Raw genomic sequence first — 19,068 nt, forward strand, 5'->3', positions numbered from 1 at the left:
TCTGTGACGGACTATCGCAAGCTCTTCGATCTCACCGGCAAGACCGCGGTCGTGCTCGGCGCCGCATCCGGCATCGGCAGATCGTCGGCCGAGGCGCTGGCCGGGCTCGGCGCCCGCGTCATCTGCGCCGATCGTGCGCTTGACGCAGCGGAAGCGACCGCCGCTGGCATTCGCGACAAGGGCGGCTGGGCCGAAGCGGCTGCGTGCGATGCTGCGAGCGCCGCGGATGTCAATGCGCTGGCCACGACCTTGATGCAGAAGTTCCCGCGGCTCGACATCGCTGTGACGACGCCGGGGCTGAACATCCGCAAGACCATTCTCGATTACACCGAGGAGGATCTCGACCGCGTCCTCAACCTGAACGTCAAGGGCACCGTCTGGTTCTTCCAGGCCTTCGGCCGCATCATGGTCGACCAGAAGGGCGGCAGCATCATCGCCTGTTCGTCGGTGCGCGCAGTCACCATCGAACCGGGCCTTGGCATCTACGGATCGACCAAGGCGGCGATCGGCCTCCTGGTGAAGGGTTTTGCCTCCGAGGTCGGCCATGCCGGCGTCCGTGTCAACGCGATTGCGCCGAGCATTGCCGAGACAGCGCTGACCGGTCCGTTCAAGCAGCGTCCCGACATCTATGATCTCTATGCCAGGCACACCGTCTTCAACCGCTGGAGCAGTGCCGACGAGGTCGCAACTGCGGTGGCCTATCTCGCCTCGGATGCCGCAAGCTATGTCAGTGGCAGCACGTTGTTCGTTGATGGTGGCTGGACGGCCGTGGACGGACCGCCGACCGGTCTCACGAAGCTCAGCAAATAGCACGCGTCGTCTAAACTAGCCGGAAAAGCCCATGCGGCGGCGCAGCTCGCTCCGGTCTGCGTCCGTCAGCAGCTCGATCAGGACGCGCGCCGCGGTGACATGTGCCGCGCGCGTCGCCACACCCGCTGTGTACATCGTCGCGAGCTCGTGTCCCGGCGGCAGCGAGCCGGACAGCACAATACCCTCTGTGGCGATGATTTCGGTCGCCTGCGTGCATCCGATCGGCCGTTTGGCATCGGATGCCGCCAGCTGCCGCATCGCGGTTGCGCCGTTCGGAAAGATTCTGAGGCAAGACGCAACCTCGTCGGCGATGCCGAGCCGGTCCAACGTCTTGGCGACGTGAATTCCGGCCGTGGAGGCCTTGATGTCAGGAACGAAGATCGCATCGGCCGCACGCAGCGCGTCGCGCAGGTCAGACCCGGTCTTGACGGTGACCTTGGGGTCGTTGGCGCGCACCGCAAGCGCCGTCTCGACCACTCCGACGTCGACGATCGAGGTCGGATCGACGAACTCTTCGTCGCGAAGCTTTGTCACGAGCGCGCGCGTCAGGATGACGATGTCGGCTGGCGTGCCCCCACGCAACTTGTCGGCCATCAGGCCGACCGCGCCGAACTCGCCCTCGATGCCGAGCCCGGTCTGCGCCTTGAGAGTCTCGGCAAGCTGGGCGACTAGGCCCTGTGCCGCGCCGCCGCTCAAAATATGGATCGCCGTCACGATGCAAGCTCCATTGCTGCAATCAGCCTCTCCCGCGTGATCGGCAGGTCGCGCACGCGGATGCCGAGGCAATCGAACACCGCATTGGCAATCGCCGCCGTCACCGGTCCATGCGCGGCTTCGCCGGCGCCGACCGGCGCGATATCGGGCCGCTCGATGACCTCGACGTCGACGGCGGGCGCCTCGCTGAAGGTCAGGATCGGGTAATCCGTCCAGGACGTGGAGGTGATGCGCGTGCGGTCGAAGCGGACGCGCTCCTTCAAGACCCAGCTCGTGGCCTGGATCGCACCACCCTCGATCTGGTTGATCACGCCGTCCGGATTGATGGCCTCGCCGACGTCGACGGCGAGCGTCAGCCGCTTGACGCGAATGTCCTCTTCGCCTTCGATCTCGGCAATCGCCGCGCAATAGGCGCCGGTGCTCTTGTAGCGCGCAAAGCCAAGGCCGTAGCCGATGCCGGCCTTCTTTTCCAGTTTCCACTTCGCGCGCGCCGCAACAGCGCGGATCACGTCCTTGGCGCGCTCGTCGCGCAGATGGCGCAGCCTGAACTGGACGGGGTCTTCACCGAGGATGGACGCGATCTCGTCGAACATGGATTCGATCGCGAACACATTCCCCTGCGCGCCGAGTGTCCGCAGCGCCGAGGTGCGTATGGGCATGGTGAGGAGGCGATGGGTTTCGATTGTCCAGGCGGGCAAGTCGTAGAGTGGAACGGAGTTGCGATCGCTGCCACCGCCGTTGGCCACTGGAGGGTCTGACGAGATGAGGCGCGGGTAGGGCCTTGCGAGCTCTGTTGCGGCGAGCAGGGCAGGCTGCGCCGCGCGTCCCGGCCGCGCCGTATGGCCGTTGCTCCAGATCGCGTGGCGCCAGCCGACGATCTCGCTATGCGCGTCGAGATCGGCCTCGATCTCGACTGCCATCGCTGCACCGAACGGCGCAAGCGACATTTCATCGTGTCGCGACCATTGCACTCGCACAGGACGTCCACCAGCTGCTCGTGCCAGCAGCACGGCGTCGAGCGCAACGTCATCGGCCGCATTGTGGCCGTAACAGCCGGCGCCTTCCATGTGCTCGACGGTGATGCTCTCGACCGGCAGCTTGAGCACGATCGCAAGGTCGGCGCGTAGCATGTAGACGCCCTGGCTGTGCGTCCAGACGTGGACGAGATTTCCCTCCCATTGCGCCATCGCGCAGGACGGTGCGATCGAGGCATGCGCGATATAGGGACGGGTGTATTGCCGGCGGATCGTGCGTGCGACCTGCTTCGGTGCGGCTGCGGTTTTGGTGTCGATGACCCTGGTCTCGACCGGCTGGCCCTTCAGGAACGCAGCCAGATCGTCCTCGTCCGGCAGCGTCTCGCCCGCCGACCATGTTGCGCCCTTGCGCAAAGCTTTCAACGCAGCCTCGGCGCCGTCCTCGGTTTTGCTGACGACGCCCGCGAAGCTGCCGTCCCGCACGATGGCGACGAACCCGCCAACCGCGCGCGTTGCCGCTTCATCGAGCGCGACGAGCTTTGCGTCCGACACCTCGGGCCGCAGCACACGGCCATGCAGCATGTTCGCCAGCGGCGTGTTGTGAATGAAGCGCGGCCGCGCGAACACCTTATCGGGAATGTCGATCCGTTGAATCGATTGCCCGGCAACGCGGCGCGCGGCGGTCGGCTTCGCGACCGCTTCCGCGGTCGCGCTGCAATCGAGCGAGACCTCGCTGGCGAGCTCCCAGTAGCTGGTCCGGACATTGCCCGGTCCGGACATCGTGCCATCATCGACGTCGAGCGTCGATGCTTCGACGCCGAGCCGCTCCGACGCTGCTGCGAGGAACAGCCGGCGCACCTCGGCGCAGACCTGGCGAAGCGCGCGGCCCGATTGCTGGATCGAGAGGCTGCCCGAGGTGACGCCTTCGTTCGGGCTAGCAGGCGTTGAGGCACGGATCATCGCGATCCGGCCGATATCGACATCGAGTTCGTCGGCGGCGATCTGTGCCAGCGCCGTAACGATGCCCTGGCCGATCTCGACCTTGCCCGGCGAGATCGCGACGCGTCCATCGGGCGTGAATTTCACCCAGGACGACAGCCCTGGATTGGCAGCCAGGCTGGGCGGCAATTGCGGAGCAGGGGGCGAAGTGCTCATGGCGCGGCCATTTCCGATGCTGCGCGCAGCACCGCCCGCACCATGCGGTTTTGCGAGCCGCAGCGGCAGAGGTTGCGATCGAGCGCTTCCCTGATTTCCGTCTCGGTCGGTGACGGTCTGCGTTGCAGCAGCGCCGCTGCGCTGATCAAAATACCCGGCACGCAGTAGCCGCATTGCATCGCCTGTTCGGCGATGAAGGCACGCTGCAGCGGATGCGGATGTTCGGGCGTGCCGAGACCTTCCACGGTCGTGACTTCCTTGCCGGCCACCGACCACAGCGGCATGTCGCAGGAAGCGAGTGCGTGCCCATCGACCATGACGTAGCACGCGCCGCATTCATTGGCGCCGCAGCCGAAATGGCTGCCCGTGAGGCCAAGCGTGCCGCGAAGCGCTGCGAGCAGCGTCTGATCGGAAGCGGCGTCGATCGCGGTGTCGGAGCCGTTCAGGCGAAATCGGATGGTTGGCATTGACGGACGACGACCTCAGGACCTGTCGAATTTCTTGACGACATCGGCCCATTTGACGATATCGCCGCGCAGGAATTTTTCGAACTCGTCTGGCGTCATCGCCATCGGCACGGCACCCTGTTCCTTCCATAGCTTGACGATGTCGGGCCGTTTCACCAGTGCCGTCACGGCGGCGTTGAGCTTGTCGATGACCGGTTTCGGCGTGCCCGCCGGCGCCATCAGGCCGAGCCAGATGGTTGCCTCATAGCCGGGGACGCCGGCTTCGCCTGCGGTCGGAACGTTCGCCAGCACCGCGGAGCGCTGCTTGCCGGTGGTCGCGAGCGCGCGCACCTGGTTCTCCGTCACGTTCGGAGCCATCGCCGGGACAGCGTCGATCATCATCTGCACCTGCCCGCCGATCACGCCGCTGCGCGCCTCGCCACTGTTGCGATAGGGGACGTGCACGACGTCGATCCCGGCCATGGCTTTGAACAGCTCGCCCGCCATGTGATAGGGCGTGCCTTGTCCTGATGACGCGTAGTTCAGCTTGCCCGGCTGCGACTTGGCGAGCGCAATGAAATCCTGAAGCGACTTCGCCGGGACCGAGGGATGAACGACGATGACGAGATCGGAATAGTTCACCGGCGCGATCGGCGCGAGGTCGCGCATCAGATCGTATTTGCGCTGCGCCGGCGTCAGCAGCGATTCGTTCGCGGTCTGGGTGTTGGACATCATCAACAGCGTATAGCCGTCGGCCTGCGACTTCGCGGCCTCCAGAGTACCGATGACGCCGCCGGCGCCGGTGCGGTTCTCGATCACGAAGGGCTGGCCAAAACTTTCCTGGAGAGCATTGCCGATCAACCGCGCTGCAACATCCGCAGGACCTCCGGCGCCGAAGGGCACGATGATCCGGACCGCATGTGCGGGATAATCCTGCGCGAAACAGCACGGCGCGGAGAATAGGGTGAGCAGCCCAGCGGCCAATGCCAGCGCGAATTTTGGGCTCGTCATGCCCGCCTCCCTGATGTCGTTCTTGTTGGCGCGCACTGTAGCGACAGGCCAAGCAGCCTGTCGACGCCTCACAAAGTCGACCCAGCCAGGAATCTTGACCAGGAATATTGCGCGGTTTCCGGGGTGGCCGCGTCCGGAACAGGCCGGCTCGGCCCCGCTATTTGCATGGGCAATCCCGGATAAATGCGCTCGGCTGGCCGGTGCTTTGATGTTACGAAGTTGGCCATGAACCAGCACGCCAAGATCGCGATCCGTCACTCCACCTGTCCGCACGACTGCCCGTCGGCCTGTGCGCTCGACGTCGAGGTCATCGAAGGCCGGAGCATCGGTCGCGTCCGCGGCTCGAAACAGCAGACCTATACGGCGGGCGTCGTCTGCGCCAAGGTCGCGCGCTATGCGGAGCGCATTCATCACCCCGAGCGGCTGATGTATCCGATGCGTCGCACCGGGCCGAAAGGCTCGGGCCAGTTTGCGCGGATCTCCTGGGACGAGGCGCTGGACGAGATCGGGCATCGCTTCAACGCGGTCGAGCGCGAATTCGGCGCCGAGGCGGTCTGGCCCTATTACTACGCCGGCACAATGGGGCTGGTGATGCGCGACGGCCTCAACCGCCTCACGCATGTGAAGAAATATTCGCGCTTCTATTCGACGATCTGCGCGAACGTCGCTCGCGTCGGCTTTGCGGTGGGCGCCGGCAAGATCGCCGGCGTCGATCCGCGCGAGATGGGTGTCTCCGACCTCGTGGTGATCTGGGGCACCAACCCGGTCAACACGCAGGTCAACGTGATGACGCACGCCTCCCGCGCCCGGAAGGAGCGCGGTGCGAAGATCGCCGCGGTCGACATCTACAACAACGACACCGTGAAGCAGGCTGACATCAAGATCATCCTGCGTCCCGGCACCGATGGCGCGTTCGCCTGCGGCGTCATGCATGTCCTGTTCCGCGATGGCTATGCCGACCGCGCCTATATGGCCAAGTACACCGATTGTCCCGGTGAGCTCGAAGCGCATCTGAAGACGCGCACGCCGGAATGGGCGTCCGCGATCTGCGGCGTTCCGGTTGCCGAGATCGAGGCCTTTGCGAAGGCGGTCGGCGAGACGAAGCGGACGTTCTTCCGCCTCGGCTATGGCTTCAGCCGAAGCCGCAACGGTGCGGCCCAGATGCATGCCGCGGCCTGCATTCCCGCGGTGACCGGCGCCTGGCAATATGAGGGTGGCGGTGCCTTCTTCAACAATTACGCGCTGTGGCACTTCGACGAATCCATCATCGAAGGCCACGACGCGATCGATCGCGATACGCGCGCGCTCGACCAGTCCCAGATCGGCCGCATCCTGACCGGTAATTCCGAAGCCCTGCAGGGCAAGGGTCCGGTCAAGGCGATGCTGATCCAGAACACCAACCCGGTGACGGTCGCGCCGGAGCAGGTGCTGGTGCGCCAGGGCTTTGCGCGCGAGGACCTGTTCGTGGCGGTACATGAGCAGTTCATGACCGAAACGGCGCTGATGGCCGACATCGTGCTGCCGGCGACCATGTTCATGGAGCACGACGATCTCTATTACGGCGGTGGCCACCAGCACATCTCGGTCGGCTCCAAGCTCATCGACCCGCCCGGCGAATGCCGCTCCAACCACGAGGTGTTGCAGGCGCTTGCGCCGCGCCTCGGCGCCGAGCACCGGGGTTTCGAGATGTCGTCGCGCGAACTGATCGATGCGACGCTGAAGCTGAGCGGCCACGGCGATATCGAGGCGCTCGAAGCAGATATCTGGCGCGATCTCCAGCCGGATTTCCGCACCTCGCACTTCCTCGACGGTTTTGCGCATGCCGACAAGAAATTCCACTTCAAGGCCGACTGGGCGCATCCACCGTTCGGCCTGATGATGGGCGATTTCGACAAGATGCCGTCGCTGCCGGATCATTGGGCGGTGATCGAAGAGGCCGATCGGGACCATCCGTTCCGGCTGGCGACGAGCCCCTCGCGCAGCTTTCTCAACACGACCTTCAACGAGACGCCGTCTTCGCAGGCCCGCGAGGGCAAGCCGAGCGTGATGGTCCATCCCCTGGATGCAGCCTCGCTCGACATCGCCGAGGGCGATGCCGTGACGCTCGGCAACACCCGCGGCCAGACGACGCTCATTGCAACGCTGTTCGACGGCGTGCAGCGCGGCGTGCTGATCGCGGAATCCGTCCATCCGAACAAGCACCACGTGGGTGGTCGTGGCATCAACGTGCTGACCGGTGCGGACACGATCGCGCCGATCGGTGGCGCGCCGTTCCACGACAACAAGGTCTGGCTGAAGAAGGCTGCCACTGCCTAAGGCGCGCGTCACTGCCACCATCGCGGCGCAAAGTTGCGTCGAGGCGCTAAAGCAGCGCGATGTCGGTAGATTGCGCTTGCGCCCGCCGTCCGACCTGCCGCAAATGTCGGGCAAGCAAGAGCAAACAGGCGAGCGTGCCATGACCGATACGAGCAGTGTCATCACCGAGAAGCGCGGGCAGGCGTTCTGGATCAGCATCAACCGTCCGGAGAAGCGCAATGCGCTCAATGGGGACGTCATCGCCGGCATCGCCAAGGGCTATCGCGATGCGCATGACGACAAGGATGTCCGCGTCATCGTGCTGACCGGGACGGGCAACAAGGCGTTTTGTGCCGGCGCCGATTTGCAGAACTCCGGCGCCGCCTTCGCGATGGACTTTTCCAGGCCCAACGTCGACTACGCCGATCTGTTGCGGCTGTCGCAGGATGCGACGAAACCTGCGATCGCGCGCCTCGGTGGCGTCTGCATGGCCGGCGGCATGGGCCTGTTGTGCATGACGGACATGGCAGTCGCCGCCGATCACGTCATCTTCGGCCTGCCCGAGGTCAAGGTCGGCGTGTTCCCGATGCAGGTGCTGAGCCTGTTGCAGAACATCGCGCCGCCGCGGCTCGTCAACGAATGGGCGCTGACAGGCGAGCCGTTCGATGCCAGGGCTGCGCAAGCGGCGGGCCTGCTGAACTATGTCGTTCCCGCGGCCGAGCTCGACGCCAAGGTCGACTGGCTGATCGGCCGTATCGTCGACAAGTCGCCGACCGCGATCCGCCGCGGCAAATACGCCATGCGTGCCATCGCCTCGATGTCGTTCGACGAGAGCATCGCCTATACCGAAAGCCAGATCGCGCTGCTCGCGATGACTGAGGACGCCAAGGAGGGGCTGAAAGCGTTCAGCGAAAAGCGCAAGCCGTCGTGGACGGGACGGTGAGAGAGAAGTGACGTGATCGCGCTGTGAGTTCCGTCACCCTGAGGTGCGAGCGGCGCAGTGCGTCCGCACTGCGCCGGGAGCCTCGAAGATGAACGGCCCGGATGCATCCGCGCATTGCGATGTCCTCGCGTTGGGAGCGGGCCGTCGCCCTTCGAGGGCCGCTGACGGAGCGGCCACCTCAGGGTGACGATGCCAAGTATTGCGGATTTTCCGATGGTGACGTTTTACCCCCTATTTGCCCGACGTGTCAATGGATTTCGGAAAATCAGCAGAATGCGCCGGCGCCATCGGCTACTTTGCATGGGGTTGTTTTCGAGTTTTTGTTTGGCCGTCACGTGTAGGGTGGGTTAGCGCAGCGTAACCCGCCTCCTTCTTCAGCGGAGACAAACAGTGGTGGGTTACGCTGCGCTTACCCACCTACGATCATCAGCCCGCGTTAGCCTTCAATCCTGCCGCCGTGATGCCGGCGACGGCGCAGGCTTCGTCATTGTCCGAGGTGTCGCCGGAGACGCCGACGGCACCGAGCAGGGTGGTGCCGTCCTGGATCAGCACGCCGCCGGGGACCGGCACCAGCGCGCCCTTGGCGATGGTGTTCACGGCGTCGATGAAATAGGCCTGCTCCTGGGCGCGCTGGAACAGGGCGCGCGATCCCATGCCCATGGCGAGCGCGCCATAAGCCTTGCCGTGGGCGATCTCCGCGCGCATCAGGCTGGTGCCGTCCTGGGCAGCCGCGAGCTTGAGGACGCCGCGCGCATCCAGGATGGTGACGACGAGCGGTTTCAGCTTCAGCTCCGCGGCCTTCGCGAAGGCGGCGTCGAGGATCTTGCGGGCGGTGTCGAGGGTGAGTTCAGCCATTTGGAATGTCCTTGTGTGGTGAGGTTGTCGGATTTGCGTTGGCGCGATCGAGGCTCATGGCGAGCAGGCGCGCGACATGCAGGGCGTCGCGTTGCGCGCCGTCCTGGATCTGGTGCCGGCAGGAAGTTCCGTCGGCGACCACCAGCGTCGCCTGGTCCGCGCGCCGCACGGCCGGCAGCAGCGACAGCTCGGCCATCTCGATCGAGGCATCGTAAGTGTCCGCGCCATAGCCGAAGGCGCCGGCCATGCCGCAGCAGCTCGACTCGATGGTCTCGACTTTCAAGCCGGGAACGAGGCGCAGCACCTGCTCGACCGGCTTGAACGCGCCAAAGGATTTTTGGTGGCAATGGCCGTGCACGAGCGCCTTCCCAGCGATCGCGCCGAGCGGCAGTTGCAGGCGACCGGCCTCCGCCTCGCGCACCAGAAACTCCTCGAAGGTGAGGGCGTGGGCGCTGACAGCCTTGGCGTCATCGTCCTTGCGCAGCGACAACAGCTCGTCGCGCAGCGTCAACAGGCAGCTCGGCTCGAGCCCGATGATCGGCACGCCCCGCGCGGCAAACGGCGTGAAGCCCTCAACGAGACGGCTGAGCTCGGCCTTCGCTTCGTCGACGAGACCTGCGGACAGGAACGTACGGCCGCAGCAGAGCGGCCGGGTGCCGCTCACGGGCTTTGGCAGATGCACGCGATAGCCGCCAGCGACGAGCACACGCAGCGCGGCGTCGAGGTTTTCCCGCTCATAGATGCGATTGAACGTGTCGGCGAACAGCACGACCTCGCGGCCATCCACAGGTCCGACCGCTTCCGCTGGCGGTGCAAACACATCGCTGCGGAAGGCGGGCAGGGCGCGGCGCGCGCTGATACCTGCAAAACCCTCGAACAGCCTTCGCAGCAGAGCGCTGCGATTGCGCAGGTTCGCAAGCGGCGCGAAGCGCGCGGCAAGGCCGGCATAGCGCGGCAAATAGCCGACCAGCCGGTCGCGCAGCGTCAAACCGCGAGAAGCAACGCGCGCCGCCAGCACCTCGATCTTCATCTTGGCCATGTCGACGCCGGTCGGGCATTCGTGGCGGCAGGCCTTGCAGGAGACGCAGAGCTTCAGCGTCTCCATCATCTCGTCGGAGGAAAGTGCGTTGGGGCCGAGCTGGCCGGAGATCGCGAGCCGTAGCGTATTGGCGCGGCCGCGGGTGACGTCCTTCTCGTTGCGTGTCGCGCGATAGGACGGACACATCACGCCGCCCTCGAGCTTCCGGCAGGCGCCGTTGTTGTTGCACATCTCGACCGCGCCCTGGAAGCCACCGCCCGCACCGGGCCAGGCAGACCAGTCGAGCTTGGTTTTCAGCTCAGTGACGCGATAGTCCGGTCGATAGCGGAACAGCGAGCGGTCGTCCATCCTGGGCGCATCGACGATCTTGCCGGGGTTGAGGACGCCATCTGGATCGAACCGCCGCTTGACCTCCTTGAAGTCCGCGACGAGACGCTCGCCGAACATCGTTTCGTGAAACTCCGAGCGCACGATGCCGTCGCCATGCTCGCCGGAATGCGAGCCCTTGTATTCGCGCACCATGGCGAAGGCTTCTTCCGCGATGGCGCGCATCGCCTTCACGTCCTTCTCCAGCTTCAGGTTCAGCACGGGCCGCACATGGAGGCAGCCTTCGGAGGCGTGCGCATACATCGTACCGCTGGTGCCGTGCCTCGCAAAAACCTCGTTCAGCCGCGCGGTGTAATCGGCGAGGTGCGGCAGCGGCACCGCGCAGTCCTCGACGAAGGAAACCGGCTTGCCCTCCTGCTTCATCGACATCATGACGTTGAGGCCGGCGGCGCGGAAATCGGCGATGCCGCTTTGCAGGGCGGGCTCGGTGATATCAACCACGCCGCCCCACTTGCGCTTGTCGTTGGTCCAGCCGAAGCCGAGATCGCCCATCAGCTCAGCGAGCTGCTTCAGGCGCTGCAAATTGGTCGCCTGGTCCTCCTCAGCGAACTCCACCACCAGCACCGCATCCGGATCGTCCTTGATGGCGGCGCCGATGATGGGCCGAAACATCGCGATGTCGCGCCCGAGCGCGATCATGGTGCGGTCGACGAGCTCGACCGCGATCGGCTTGAGCTTGACCAGATGCTGGGCCGCATCCATCGCCTCGTAGAAGCTGCCGAAATGACAGACGCCGAGGGCTTTGTTGCGGATCACGGGCCAGAGCTTCAGCTCGACCTTGGTGGTGAAGGCGAGGGTGCCTTCGGAGCCGACCAGAAGATGCGCCATGTTGTTCGGTGCATTGCGCGGAGTGAGCGCATCGAGGTTGTAGCCGCCGACGCGGCGCTGCACCTTCGGAAACCTGTCCGCGATCTCGTCGGCCTCGCGCGCGCCGAGATCGAGCATGTCGCGGAACAGCGTCAGCGTGCTGTCGCCGGCGTTCACTTGAGCGAGATCGCGCGGGACCTCGCCGAAGCCAGCTATCGTGCCGTCGGCAAGCGCGGCTTCCATCGACAGCGTGTTGTCGCGCATGGTGCCGTAGCGCAGCGAGCGGCCGCCGCAGGAATTGTTGCCGGCCATGCCGCCAATGGTGGCGCGTGACGCCGTGGAGACGTCGACCGGGAACCACAGGCCGTGCTTCTTGAGCTGGCGGTTGAGATCGTCGAGCACGATGCCGGGCTCGACCACGCAGGTGCGGTCCTGGACGTCGAGCGAGAGGATTTGGTTCAGATGCTTTGAGACATCAATGACGAGGCCGTCATTGATGGTCTGGCCGCATTGCGAGGTGCCGCCGCCGCGCGGGGTCACCTTCAGGCCCCCGTCGCGGGCAATGGCCAGCGCCCGCAGCGCCTCGTCCATGGTCTTCGGGACGACCACGCCGGCCGGCGTGATCTGATAGAACGAGGCGTCGGTCGCATAGCGGCCGCGGCTGAAGGCGTCGAACAGCACGTCGCCGGTCAATTCTGAGCGCAGGCGCCGTTCGAGCGATGAGGCGTTCATCATCCCTGATCCTGAGGTGATCCAACGGGGCTGTCCCACCGCATTGGATTATTCATTATTGTCTGAGACCGATTACATTGTGAATTCATAGTGGGCAAGCTGGCCGCCCATTAGGGCGATACCGGCATATCCCCATCGGGCTCGGTCAGGTGCTCGATCGCGGCCGTCCGCTTGTTGCGCAGATGCTGGAACAGGATGTCGCTGAGCTCGCTCCCGGCGCGGCGGCGGAGCGCGTCGAGGATGGCCTCATGCTCGCGCATGGCCTCGCCCCAGCGCTGCCGCTTGCGCGCGAAATTGGCCGAGTAGCGGATCCGGCGGATCCGCCCTGCGAAGTTGGCGTAGGCGGCCTTCAGCGTCTCGTTGCGCGCGGCTGCGACGATGCATTCGTGAATGCGCTGGTTGGTCTGGAAGTAGCCGGGCATGTCGCGGTGCAGATAGTGGCCATACATCTCGTAATGCAACCGCTCGATCTCGGCGATTTCATCATCGGTAATGGCTTCGCAGGCGAGGCGTCCGGCCAGGCTTTCCAGGCCTGCCATCACGTCGAAGAGTTCCTCGAGATCGCGCTGGCTGAGCTGGCGCACCCGCGCGCCGCGGTTGGGCAGAAGCTCGATCAGGCCCTCGGCGGCGAGCACCTTGAGCGCTTCGCGCAAGGGCGTGCGGGAGATGCCGAGCATCTCGCAGAGCTGCCGCTCCGGAACGCGTGCGCCCTCGGGGATGTTGCCTTCCACCACATAGTCGCGCAGCCGCAGCAGGATCTCGCCGTGGAGCGAGGCCTCCTGGCGGTCGCCGCCATTGCCGGCCGGGTGGGCGATCGGAACCCCGGTTTCGGGAATCGTGGATTTCATATGCAGGACAGTAGTTTGCCGTTTGCGTGGCGTCGACGTCCACAATCGAATACCAAATTTAGATTGAAAGGACAAAAAATGAATGCAAAATAGTGGATGAGCCGGCCACGGTCCGCCCATACGGAGGTTTTCATGCACCAAGGACGCCATTTCCTCCAGATTCCAGGCCCGAGCCCCGTGCCCGACCGCGTTCTGCGCGCGATGGACATGCCGGTGATCGACCACCGGAGCGCGGAGTTCGCCGAACTCGGCCGCGCCGTGCTCGAAGGCAGCCAGAAAATCTTCCAGACGTCAGGGCCGGTGGTGATCTTCCCGTCCTCGGGGACCGGCGCCTGGGAGGCTGCGATCGTCAACACGCTGTCGCCGGGCGACAAGGTGCTGATGGTCGAGACCGGCCACTTCGCGACCCTGTGGCGCCAGATGGCGCGACGCTTCGGCATCGAGGTCGATTTCATCCCCGGCGATTGGCGCCGTGGCGCCGACCCCGCCCAGATCGAAGCCAGGCTCACGGCGGATACGGCGCACACGATCAAGGCGGTGATGGTCGTCCACAACGAGACCTCGACCGGCGCAACCAGCCGGATTCCCGACATCCGCGCCGCGATCGACCGCACTGGCCACCCGGCGCTCCTGATGGTCGACACCATTTCCTCGCTCGGCTCGGTCGACTACCGGCATGAGGAGTGGAAGGTCGATGTCAGCGTGAGCTGCTCGCAGAAGGGCTTCATGCTGCCGCCCGGCCTCGGCTTCAATGCGATCTCGGAGAAGGCTCGTACTGCCTCCAAGACCAACAAGATGCCGCGCTCCTATTTCGATTGGGAGGAGATGCTGAAGCCCAATGCAAAAGGCTTCTTCCCCTACACGCCGGCGACGAACCTGCTCTATGGCTTGCGCGAGGCGATCGCGATGCTGCTCGACGAGGGCCTCGACAACGTCTTCGCCAGGCATCAGCGGCTTGCGGCGGCGACGCGCGCCGCCGTCGGTCATTGGGGCCTCGAAGTGCTGTGCCAGGAGCCCAGCGAATTCTCGCCGGTGCTGACGGCGGTGCTGATGCCGCCCGGACATGACGCCGATCAATTCCGCAAGACCGTGCTCGACAATTTCAACATGTCGCTCGGCGCTGGCCTGTCGAAGGTTGCCGGCAAGGTCTTCCGGATCGGCCATCTCGGCGAATGCAACGAGCTGACGCTGCTCGGCGCGCTGACCGGTGTAGAGATGGGGCTTTCCGTTGCCGGCGTCCCGCACCGCTCCGGCGGCGTCGATGCCGCGATGAAGTACTTCGAGCAGCGCACGCAGAGCAATTCCTCACCGCACCTGAAAGTGGTCGGCACCTAGGATGGGCCGCGCACCGACAATCCAGAACAACAGATAGGGTAGGGTGGAGATGAAGGTTCGGTTCAAGGCCACGCATGTCGTGCTGGCAATGCTCTGTGCGATGTATTTCATCACCTATGTCGACCGGGTGAACATCGGCACGGCAGCCGGCGAGATCCAGAAGGAGCTCGGTCTTTCCAACACTCAGCTCGGCCTCGTCTTCTCTGCCTTCGCCTATCCCTATCTGCTGTTCCAGGTGATCGGCGGCTGGGTTGGCGATCATTTCGGGCCGCGCAAGACGCTGTTCTGGTGCGGCATGATCTGGGCCGTGGCGACGATGATGACCGGCTTCGTGCACGGTCTTGCCGCGCTGTTCATCGCGCGCTTCGCCCTCGGCTTCGGCGAGGGTGCGACCTTCCCCACTGCGACGCGCGCGATGCAATACTGGACGCCCGCGAACCGCCGCGGTTTTGCGCAAGGGCTCACTCACTCCTTCGCACGGCTGGGCAATGCGATAACGCCGCCCGTCGTGGCGCTGCTGATCCTCTGGCTGACCTGGCGCGGCGCGTTCGTCGTGCTTGGTTTCGTGAGCCTGGTGTGGGGTTTCATCTGGGTCTGGTACTTCCGCAACGAGCCGAAGGAGCATGCTTCGATCACGGAAACCGAGCTCGCAGCGCTGCCGCCGCGTCCCGTCGGTGACCGGCCGCGCGTGCCGTGGGGGCCGCTGCTCGCCCGCATGTGGCCGGTGACGCTGACCTATTTCTGCTACGGCTGGTGCCTGTGGCTCTATCTCAACTGGCTGCCGCTGTTCTTCAAGAACAGCTACAATCTCGACATCAAGAACTCGGCGCTGTTCGCCTCGGGCGTTTTCTTCGCCGGCGTGGTCGGCGACAGCGTCGGCGGCGTGCTGTCGGATCGGATTCTCGATCGCACCGGCAATGTTCGCTTCGCGCGGCTGAGCGTGACCGTTACGGGATTTGCCGGAGCGCTTCTGTCGCTGCTGCCGATCCTGTTCATCCATGACATCACGGTCGTCGCGCTCTGTCTGTCGGCGGGCTTCTTCTGCGCGGAGCTGGTGATCGGTCCGATGTGGTCGATCCCGATGGACATTGCCCCGAAATATTCCGGCACCGCATCGGGCATCATGAACACGGGGTCCGCCTTCGCCGCCATCGTGTCGCCGCTGGTCGCGGGGTTCGTGATCGACGCGACCGGGAATTGGTACCTGCCGTTCCTGATGTCGATGGGGCTCTTGCTGCTCGGCGGCTTCTCGGCCTTCCTGATGCACCCGGAGCGTCCGTTCACGGAGATCGAGGGGCGCGTGCCGACCGGAAAGGTGGTTGCCGCGGAGTAGGGGGAGGGCGTCCGGGCGGGGGTCGCCGGTTATGCATGGGAGGCCCCTAGGAGAGGGGGACAAGCCCGTCAAATGGTGCTATTCGGCGGCCATCAAAACCAAGGCTAGACCGGGAAGGACGCCTATGACCGTGCATACTGGAAGGCATTTTCTCCAGATTCCAGGACCGACCAACGTGCCCGACCGGGTGTTGCGGGCGATGGACATGCCGACGCTGGACCACCGCGGTCCGGAGTTCGCCGAGATCGGTTTTGCCGTTTTGGCCGCGATGCAGCGGGTTTTCCGCACCAAGCAGCCCGTAATCATCTATCCCTCCTCCGGAACCGGCGCCTGGGAAGCGGCGATGGTCAATGTGCTCTCGCCCGGCGACAAGGTTTTGATGTGCGAGACCGGCCAATTCGCCGTGCTGTGGCGCGGCATCGCCGACAAGTTCAAGCTCGACGTCGACTTCATCCCGAGCGACTGGCGCCATGGCGCTGATCTGGCCGAGATCGAACAGCGCCTGTCCGCCGACAAGCAGCACGAGATCAAGGCGGTCTGCGTCGTGCATAACGAGACCTCGACGGGCTGCGTGACGCCGCCCGCGGAGGTGCGCAAGATCCTCGACCGCGTGAAGCACCCGGCGCTCTTGATGGTCGACACCATCTCCGGCCTCGGCTCGATGGAATATGAGCACGATGCCTGGGGCATCGACGTCTCGGTCGCAGGCTCCCAGAAGGGCCTGATGCTGCCACCGGGCCTTGGCTTCAACGCCGTCTCCGAGAAGGCGCTGGCCGTCGCCAAGTCTAACCAGGGCATGCGCTCCTATTGGGACTGGCAGGAGGTCATCGCCTTCAACAAGGCCGGCACCTTCCCCTACACGCCCGCGACCAACCTTCTTTTCGGCCTGCGCGAGGCGGTCAAGATGCTGGAAGAGGAGGGGCTAGAGAACGTCTGGACCCGCCACAAGCGCCATAGCGCCGCGACGCGCGCGGCGATCAAGGTCTGGGGCCTGGAGACGCAGTGCGCGGATCCCAACGCGCATTCGCCGGCGCTCACGGGTGTGCGCATGCCCGAGGGTCATGACGCCGACAATTTCCGCAAAGTGGTGCTCGAGAACTTTGACATGTCGCTCGGCACCGGCCTGAACAAGGTGAAGGGCAAGGTGTTTCGGATCGGCCATATCGGCCATTTCAACGATCTGATGCTGATGGGCACGCTGTCCGGCGTCGAGATGGGCCTCGATCTTGCAAAGGTCCCGCATCGGAGCGGCGGCGTGCTGGCGGCCATGGACGTCCTCAAGGGACGCGACGCGGTGCCGATGACCAAGGCTCAAGTCGCCTGAACTCAATCTAAAGCGCGATGAGTAGTCATCGCGCTTTGGGGTTTATTTTTTTGAGCATGATCTTTTCGGAAAACCGCTGCACATTTTTCCGGATCATGCTCCAGTGAAGAAAGAGAGCGCGCGATGAACGCACCCGTGACTGCCAGCGAAGACCTGCTCTACTCCGTCACGGACGGCATTGCGCGCATCACCTTCAATCGTCCGCAGGCGCGCAACGCGCTGACCTTTGCCATGTATGAGCGCATGGCGGAGATCTGCCAGGCCATCAATGCAGATCGTTCGATCAAGGCACTGATCCTGACCGGCGCCGGCGACAAGGCGTTCGCCTCGGGTACCGACATCTCGCAGTTCCGCGCCTTCAAGACCGCGCAGGATGCGCTCGACTACGAGGCGCGGATCGATCGCGTGCTCGGCACGCTGGAGCAGTGCCGCGTCCCCGTCATCGCGGCGATCGCGGGGGCCTGCACCGGCGGCGGCGCAGGGATTGCGGCCTGTTGCGACATTCGCATCGGCACGGAATCCACCCGCATCGGCTTTCCGATCGCGCGCACGCTCGGCAACTGCCTGTCGATGTCGAACATCAGCCGCGTCGTCTCGTTGGTGGGACCTGCCCGCACCAAGGACCTGATCTTCAAGGCGCGCCTCGTCGAGGCGCCGGAGGCCCTGGCGCTCGGCCTGCTCAATGAGGTCGTTCCTGACGTCGAGACGCTTCAGCGCCGCGCCGACGAGACTGCCAAGCTCGTCGCAAGTCACGCGCCGCTCACGCTGGAAGCCACCAAGGAGGCAGTGCGCCGCATTCGTCGCACGCTGTCGCGTGAAGAAGGCGAGGATCTGATCCTCAAGGCCTATATGAGCGAAGATTTTCGCGAGGGCATGGATGCCTTCCTCAACAAGCGCGCGCCGAACTGGAAGGGCAAGTAGGCCCCCCGTTTGTTTGCGCGCGTTCCGTCAGCCGAAAGTCATATGCGGCGGAATGTCCGCAAGCTTGAACTCGTCAGTATAAGTCCGCACAATGCACCGATAGATTTCCCGGCATCACAAAGCCAATAAGAACCAGGGGACGAAACTCGTGCGAATTTCAGTGAAGGCCGTCGGAGCTGCGGCGGCCCTGTTGATGAGCGCGCCGGCCTTCGCCGGCTGGGAGCCGACCAAGCCTGTCGAAATCGTGGTCGCAGCCGGTGCGGGCGGCGCCTCCGACCAGATGGCGCGCATGATGCAGGCCGCGATCCAGAAGAACAATCTGATGAAGCAGCCGATGGTGGTGTCGCTCAAGGGCGGTGCCTCCGGCGCCGAAGCGCTGATGTACATGAAGTCCAGCGAGGGCGATCCGAACAAGGTGCTGATCGCCTACTCGCTGATCTACATGCTGCCGCTGTCGGCCAAGATCCCGTTCAACTGGCGCGAACTGACGCCGGTCTCGGTGATCGCGCTCGACCAGTTCGTGCTGTGGGACAACGCGGCGGGACCGAAATCGGTGAAGGAGTTCATCGAGGCGGCGAAGGCCGCAAGCTCCCCGTTTAAAATGGGCGGCACCGGCTCCAAGCGCGAGGATCACGTGCTGACCGTCTTCCTCGAGCACAAGACCGGCGCGAAATTCTCTTATCTGCCCTACAAATCGGGCGGCGAGGCCGCGACCCAGCTCGTCGGCAACCACACCGAATCCAACGTCAACAACCCAAGCGAAAATCTCGAAGTCTGGCGCGCGGGACAGGTGCGAGCGCTCTGCGTATTCGACAAGGAGCGCATCTCCTACACCACCAAGGTGACGGAGACGCAGTCCTGGCACGACATCCCGACCTGCAAGGAGGAGGGGCTGGACATCCAGTACCTGATGCTGCGCGCGATGTTCTTGCCCGGCAAGGTCACGGCGGAGCAGCAGGCTTTCTATGTCGACCTCTTCCAGAAGGTGACGCAGACGCCCGAGTACAAGGATTACATGGAGAAGCAGGCCTTGAAGCCGATCTTCCTCACCGGCAAGGACATGGTGCAGTTCCTCGAGGAGGACGACGCGCTGAACAAGTCGCTGATGACGGAGGCGGGGTTCGTTGCGAAGTAGCCGG

15 protein-coding genes are annotated in these 19,068 nt (G+C 64.6%); 8 read left to right on the top strand and 7 right to left on the bottom strand.

The genetic code is table 11. The features are described from left to right. The first annotated feature begins 3 nt into the window (after positions 1-3). Positions 4-810, top strand: coding sequence for an SDR family NAD(P)-dependent oxidoreductase (locus tag NLN62_RS32590; protein ID WP_254111534.1), 807 nt, complete (start codon positions 4-6; stop codon positions 808-810). A gap of 15 nt (positions 811-825) precedes the next feature. On the opposite strand, the gene NLN62_RS32595 is transcribed toward NLN62_RS32590, so the two are convergent. From NLN62_RS32595 to NLN62_RS32610, 4 genes are read right to left on the bottom strand one after another with little or no spacing between them, the layout of a single operon-like run. After that, complete coding sequence (locus tag NLN62_RS32595; protein WP_254111535.1) at positions 826-1,524, bottom strand: substrate-binding domain-containing protein; 699 nt, start codon at positions 1,522-1,524, stop codon at positions 826-828. After that, positions 1,521-3,653 carry a xanthine dehydrogenase family protein molybdopterin-binding subunit gene (locus NLN62_RS32600; protein WP_254111536.1) on the bottom strand — a complete coding sequence of 711 codons (2,133 nt, stop codon included), beginning with the start codon at positions 3,651-3,653 and terminating at the stop codon, positions 1,521-1,523. Before NLN62_RS32600 ends, NLN62_RS32595 begins: the two co-directional genes overlap by 4 nt. After that, a complete protein-coding gene (locus NLN62_RS32605; RefSeq protein ID WP_254111537.1) occupies positions 3,650-4,120 on the bottom strand; it encodes a (2Fe-2S)-binding protein in 471 nt (156 codons plus the stop codon). Before NLN62_RS32605 ends, NLN62_RS32600 begins: the two co-directional genes overlap by 4 nt. 15 nt (positions 4,121-4,135) lie before the next feature. Continuing rightward, a complete protein-coding gene (locus NLN62_RS32610) occupies positions 4,136-5,110 on the bottom strand; it encodes a tripartite tricarboxylate transporter substrate binding protein (RefSeq protein ID WP_254111538.1) in 975 nt (324 codons plus the stop codon). Between the two features lie 225 nt (positions 5,111-5,335). On the opposite strand from NLN62_RS32610, the gene NLN62_RS32615 reads away from it, so the two are divergent. Together NLN62_RS32615 and NLN62_RS32620 are read left to right on the top strand one after the other, a co-directional pair. Continuing rightward, positions 5,336-7,426 carry a molybdopterin-dependent oxidoreductase gene (locus tag NLN62_RS32615; RefSeq protein ID WP_254111539.1) on the top strand — a complete coding sequence of 697 codons (2,091 nt, stop codon included), beginning with the start codon at positions 5,336-5,338 and terminating at the stop codon, positions 7,424-7,426. A gap of 139 nt (positions 7,427-7,565) precedes the next feature. After that, complete coding sequence (locus NLN62_RS32620; protein WP_254111540.1) at positions 7,566-8,348, top strand: enoyl-CoA hydratase/isomerase family protein; 783 nt, start codon at positions 7,566-7,568, stop codon at positions 8,346-8,348. 426 nt (positions 8,349-8,774) lie between these two features. Here NLN62_RS32620 and NLN62_RS32625 read toward each other — a convergent pair whose 3' ends face one another. From NLN62_RS32625 to NLN62_RS32635, 3 genes are all read right to left on the bottom strand, one after another. Beyond that, entirely contained in the window at positions 8,775-9,203 is a 429-nt protein-coding gene (locus NLN62_RS32625) for a heme-binding protein (protein WP_254111541.1), read from the bottom strand. Beyond that, positions 9,196-12,171 carry an FAD-binding and (Fe-S)-binding domain-containing protein gene (locus NLN62_RS32630; protein WP_254111542.1) on the bottom strand — a complete coding sequence of 992 codons (2,976 nt, stop codon included), beginning with the start codon at positions 12,169-12,171 and terminating at the stop codon, positions 9,196-9,198. Before NLN62_RS32630 ends, NLN62_RS32625 begins: the two co-directional genes overlap by 8 nt. 107 nt (positions 12,172-12,278) lie before the next feature. Then, positions 12,279-13,016: a GntR family transcriptional regulator gene (locus tag NLN62_RS32635; RefSeq protein WP_254111543.1), complete on the bottom strand. Its 738-nt coding sequence runs from the start codon at positions 13,014-13,016 to the stop codon at positions 12,279-12,281. Positions 13,017-13,148: 132 nt separating this feature from the next. On the opposite strand from NLN62_RS32635, the gene NLN62_RS32640 reads away from it, so the two are divergent. The 5 genes from NLN62_RS32640 (at position 13,149) to NLN62_RS32660 (ending at position 19,064) form a co-directional block, all read left to right on the top strand. After that, the gene (locus tag NLN62_RS32640; RefSeq protein WP_027528516.1) at positions 13,149-14,351 is read left to right on the top strand and encodes an alanine--glyoxylate aminotransferase family protein; all 1,203 of its coding nucleotides are present in this window, start codon (positions 13,149-13,151) and stop codon (positions 14,349-14,351) included. A 49-nt stretch (positions 14,352-14,400) separates the two neighbouring features. Next, positions 14,401-15,684 (top strand): MFS transporter, encoded by a 1,284-nt coding sequence (locus tag NLN62_RS32645; RefSeq protein WP_254111544.1) that lies wholly within the window; start codon positions 14,401-14,403, stop codon positions 15,682-15,684. Positions 15,685-15,808: 124 nt separating this feature from the next. Continuing rightward, positions 15,809-17,008 (top strand): alanine--glyoxylate aminotransferase family protein, encoded by a 1,200-nt coding sequence (locus tag NLN62_RS32650; RefSeq protein ID WP_027528518.1) that lies wholly within the window; start codon positions 15,809-15,811, stop codon positions 17,006-17,008. A gap of 123 nt (positions 17,009-17,131) precedes the next feature. Further along, a complete protein-coding gene (locus tag NLN62_RS32655; protein ID WP_027528519.1) occupies positions 17,132-17,929 on the top strand; it encodes an enoyl-CoA hydratase/isomerase family protein in 798 nt (265 codons plus the stop codon). A gap of 193 nt (positions 17,930-18,122) precedes the next feature. Continuing rightward, positions 18,123-19,064: a tripartite tricarboxylate transporter substrate binding protein gene (locus NLN62_RS32660; protein ID WP_254113775.1), complete on the top strand. Its 942-nt coding sequence runs from the start codon at positions 18,123-18,125 to the stop codon at positions 19,062-19,064. Positions 19,065-19,068 lie beyond the last annotated feature (4 nt).

The organism is Bradyrhizobium sp. CCGUVB23 (assembly GCF_024199885.1).
Lineage (GTDB): Bacteria > Pseudomonadota > Alphaproteobacteria > Rhizobiales > Xanthobacteraceae > Bradyrhizobium.

What these genes read in the sequence shown, in the direction of transcription:
- NLN62_RS32635 (WP_254111543.1), bottom strand. Translation starts at nt 13,016, where the DNA reads ATGAAATCCACGATTCCCGAAACCGGGGTTCCGATCGCCCACCCGGCC.
- NLN62_RS32645 (WP_254111544.1), top strand. Translation starts at nt 14,401, where the DNA reads ATGAAGGTTCGGTTCAAGGCCACGCATGTCGTGCTGGCAATGCTCTGT.
- NLN62_RS32630 (WP_254111542.1), bottom strand. Translation starts at nt 12,171, where the DNA reads ATGATGAACGCCTCATCGCTCGAACGGCGCCTGCGCTCAGAATTGACC.
- NLN62_RS32615 (WP_254111539.1), top strand. Translation starts at nt 5,336, where the DNA reads ATGAACCAGCACGCCAAGATCGCGATCCGTCACTCCACCTGTCCGCAC.
- NLN62_RS32625 (WP_254111541.1), bottom strand. Translation starts at nt 9,203, where the DNA reads ATGGCTGAACTCACCCTCGACACCGCCCGCAAGATCCTCGACGCCGCC.
- NLN62_RS32610 (WP_254111538.1), bottom strand. Translation starts at nt 5,110, where the DNA reads ATGACGAGCCCAAAATTCGCGCTGGCATTGGCCGCTGGGCTGCTCACC.
- NLN62_RS32660 (WP_254113775.1), top strand. Translation starts at nt 18,123, where the DNA reads ATGAGCGCGCCGGCCTTCGCCGGCTGGGAGCCGACCAAGCCTGTCGAA.
- NLN62_RS32600 (WP_254111536.1), bottom strand. Translation starts at nt 3,653, where the DNA reads ATGAGCACTTCGCCCCCTGCTCCGCAATTGCCGCCCAGCCTGGCTGCC.
- NLN62_RS32650 (WP_027528518.1), top strand. Translation starts at nt 15,809, where the DNA reads ATGACCGTGCATACTGGAAGGCATTTTCTCCAGATTCCAGGACCGACC.
- NLN62_RS32640 (WP_027528516.1), top strand. Translation starts at nt 13,149, where the DNA reads ATGCACCAAGGACGCCATTTCCTCCAGATTCCAGGCCCGAGCCCCGTG.
- NLN62_RS32605 (WP_254111537.1), bottom strand. Translation starts at nt 4,120, where the DNA reads ATGCCAACCATCCGATTTCGCCTGAACGGCTCCGACACCGCGATCGAC.
- NLN62_RS32655 (WP_027528519.1), top strand. Translation starts at nt 17,132, where the DNA reads ATGAACGCACCCGTGACTGCCAGCGAAGACCTGCTCTACTCCGTCACG.
- NLN62_RS32620 (WP_254111540.1), top strand. Translation starts at nt 7,566, where the DNA reads ATGACCGATACGAGCAGTGTCATCACCGAGAAGCGCGGGCAGGCGTTC.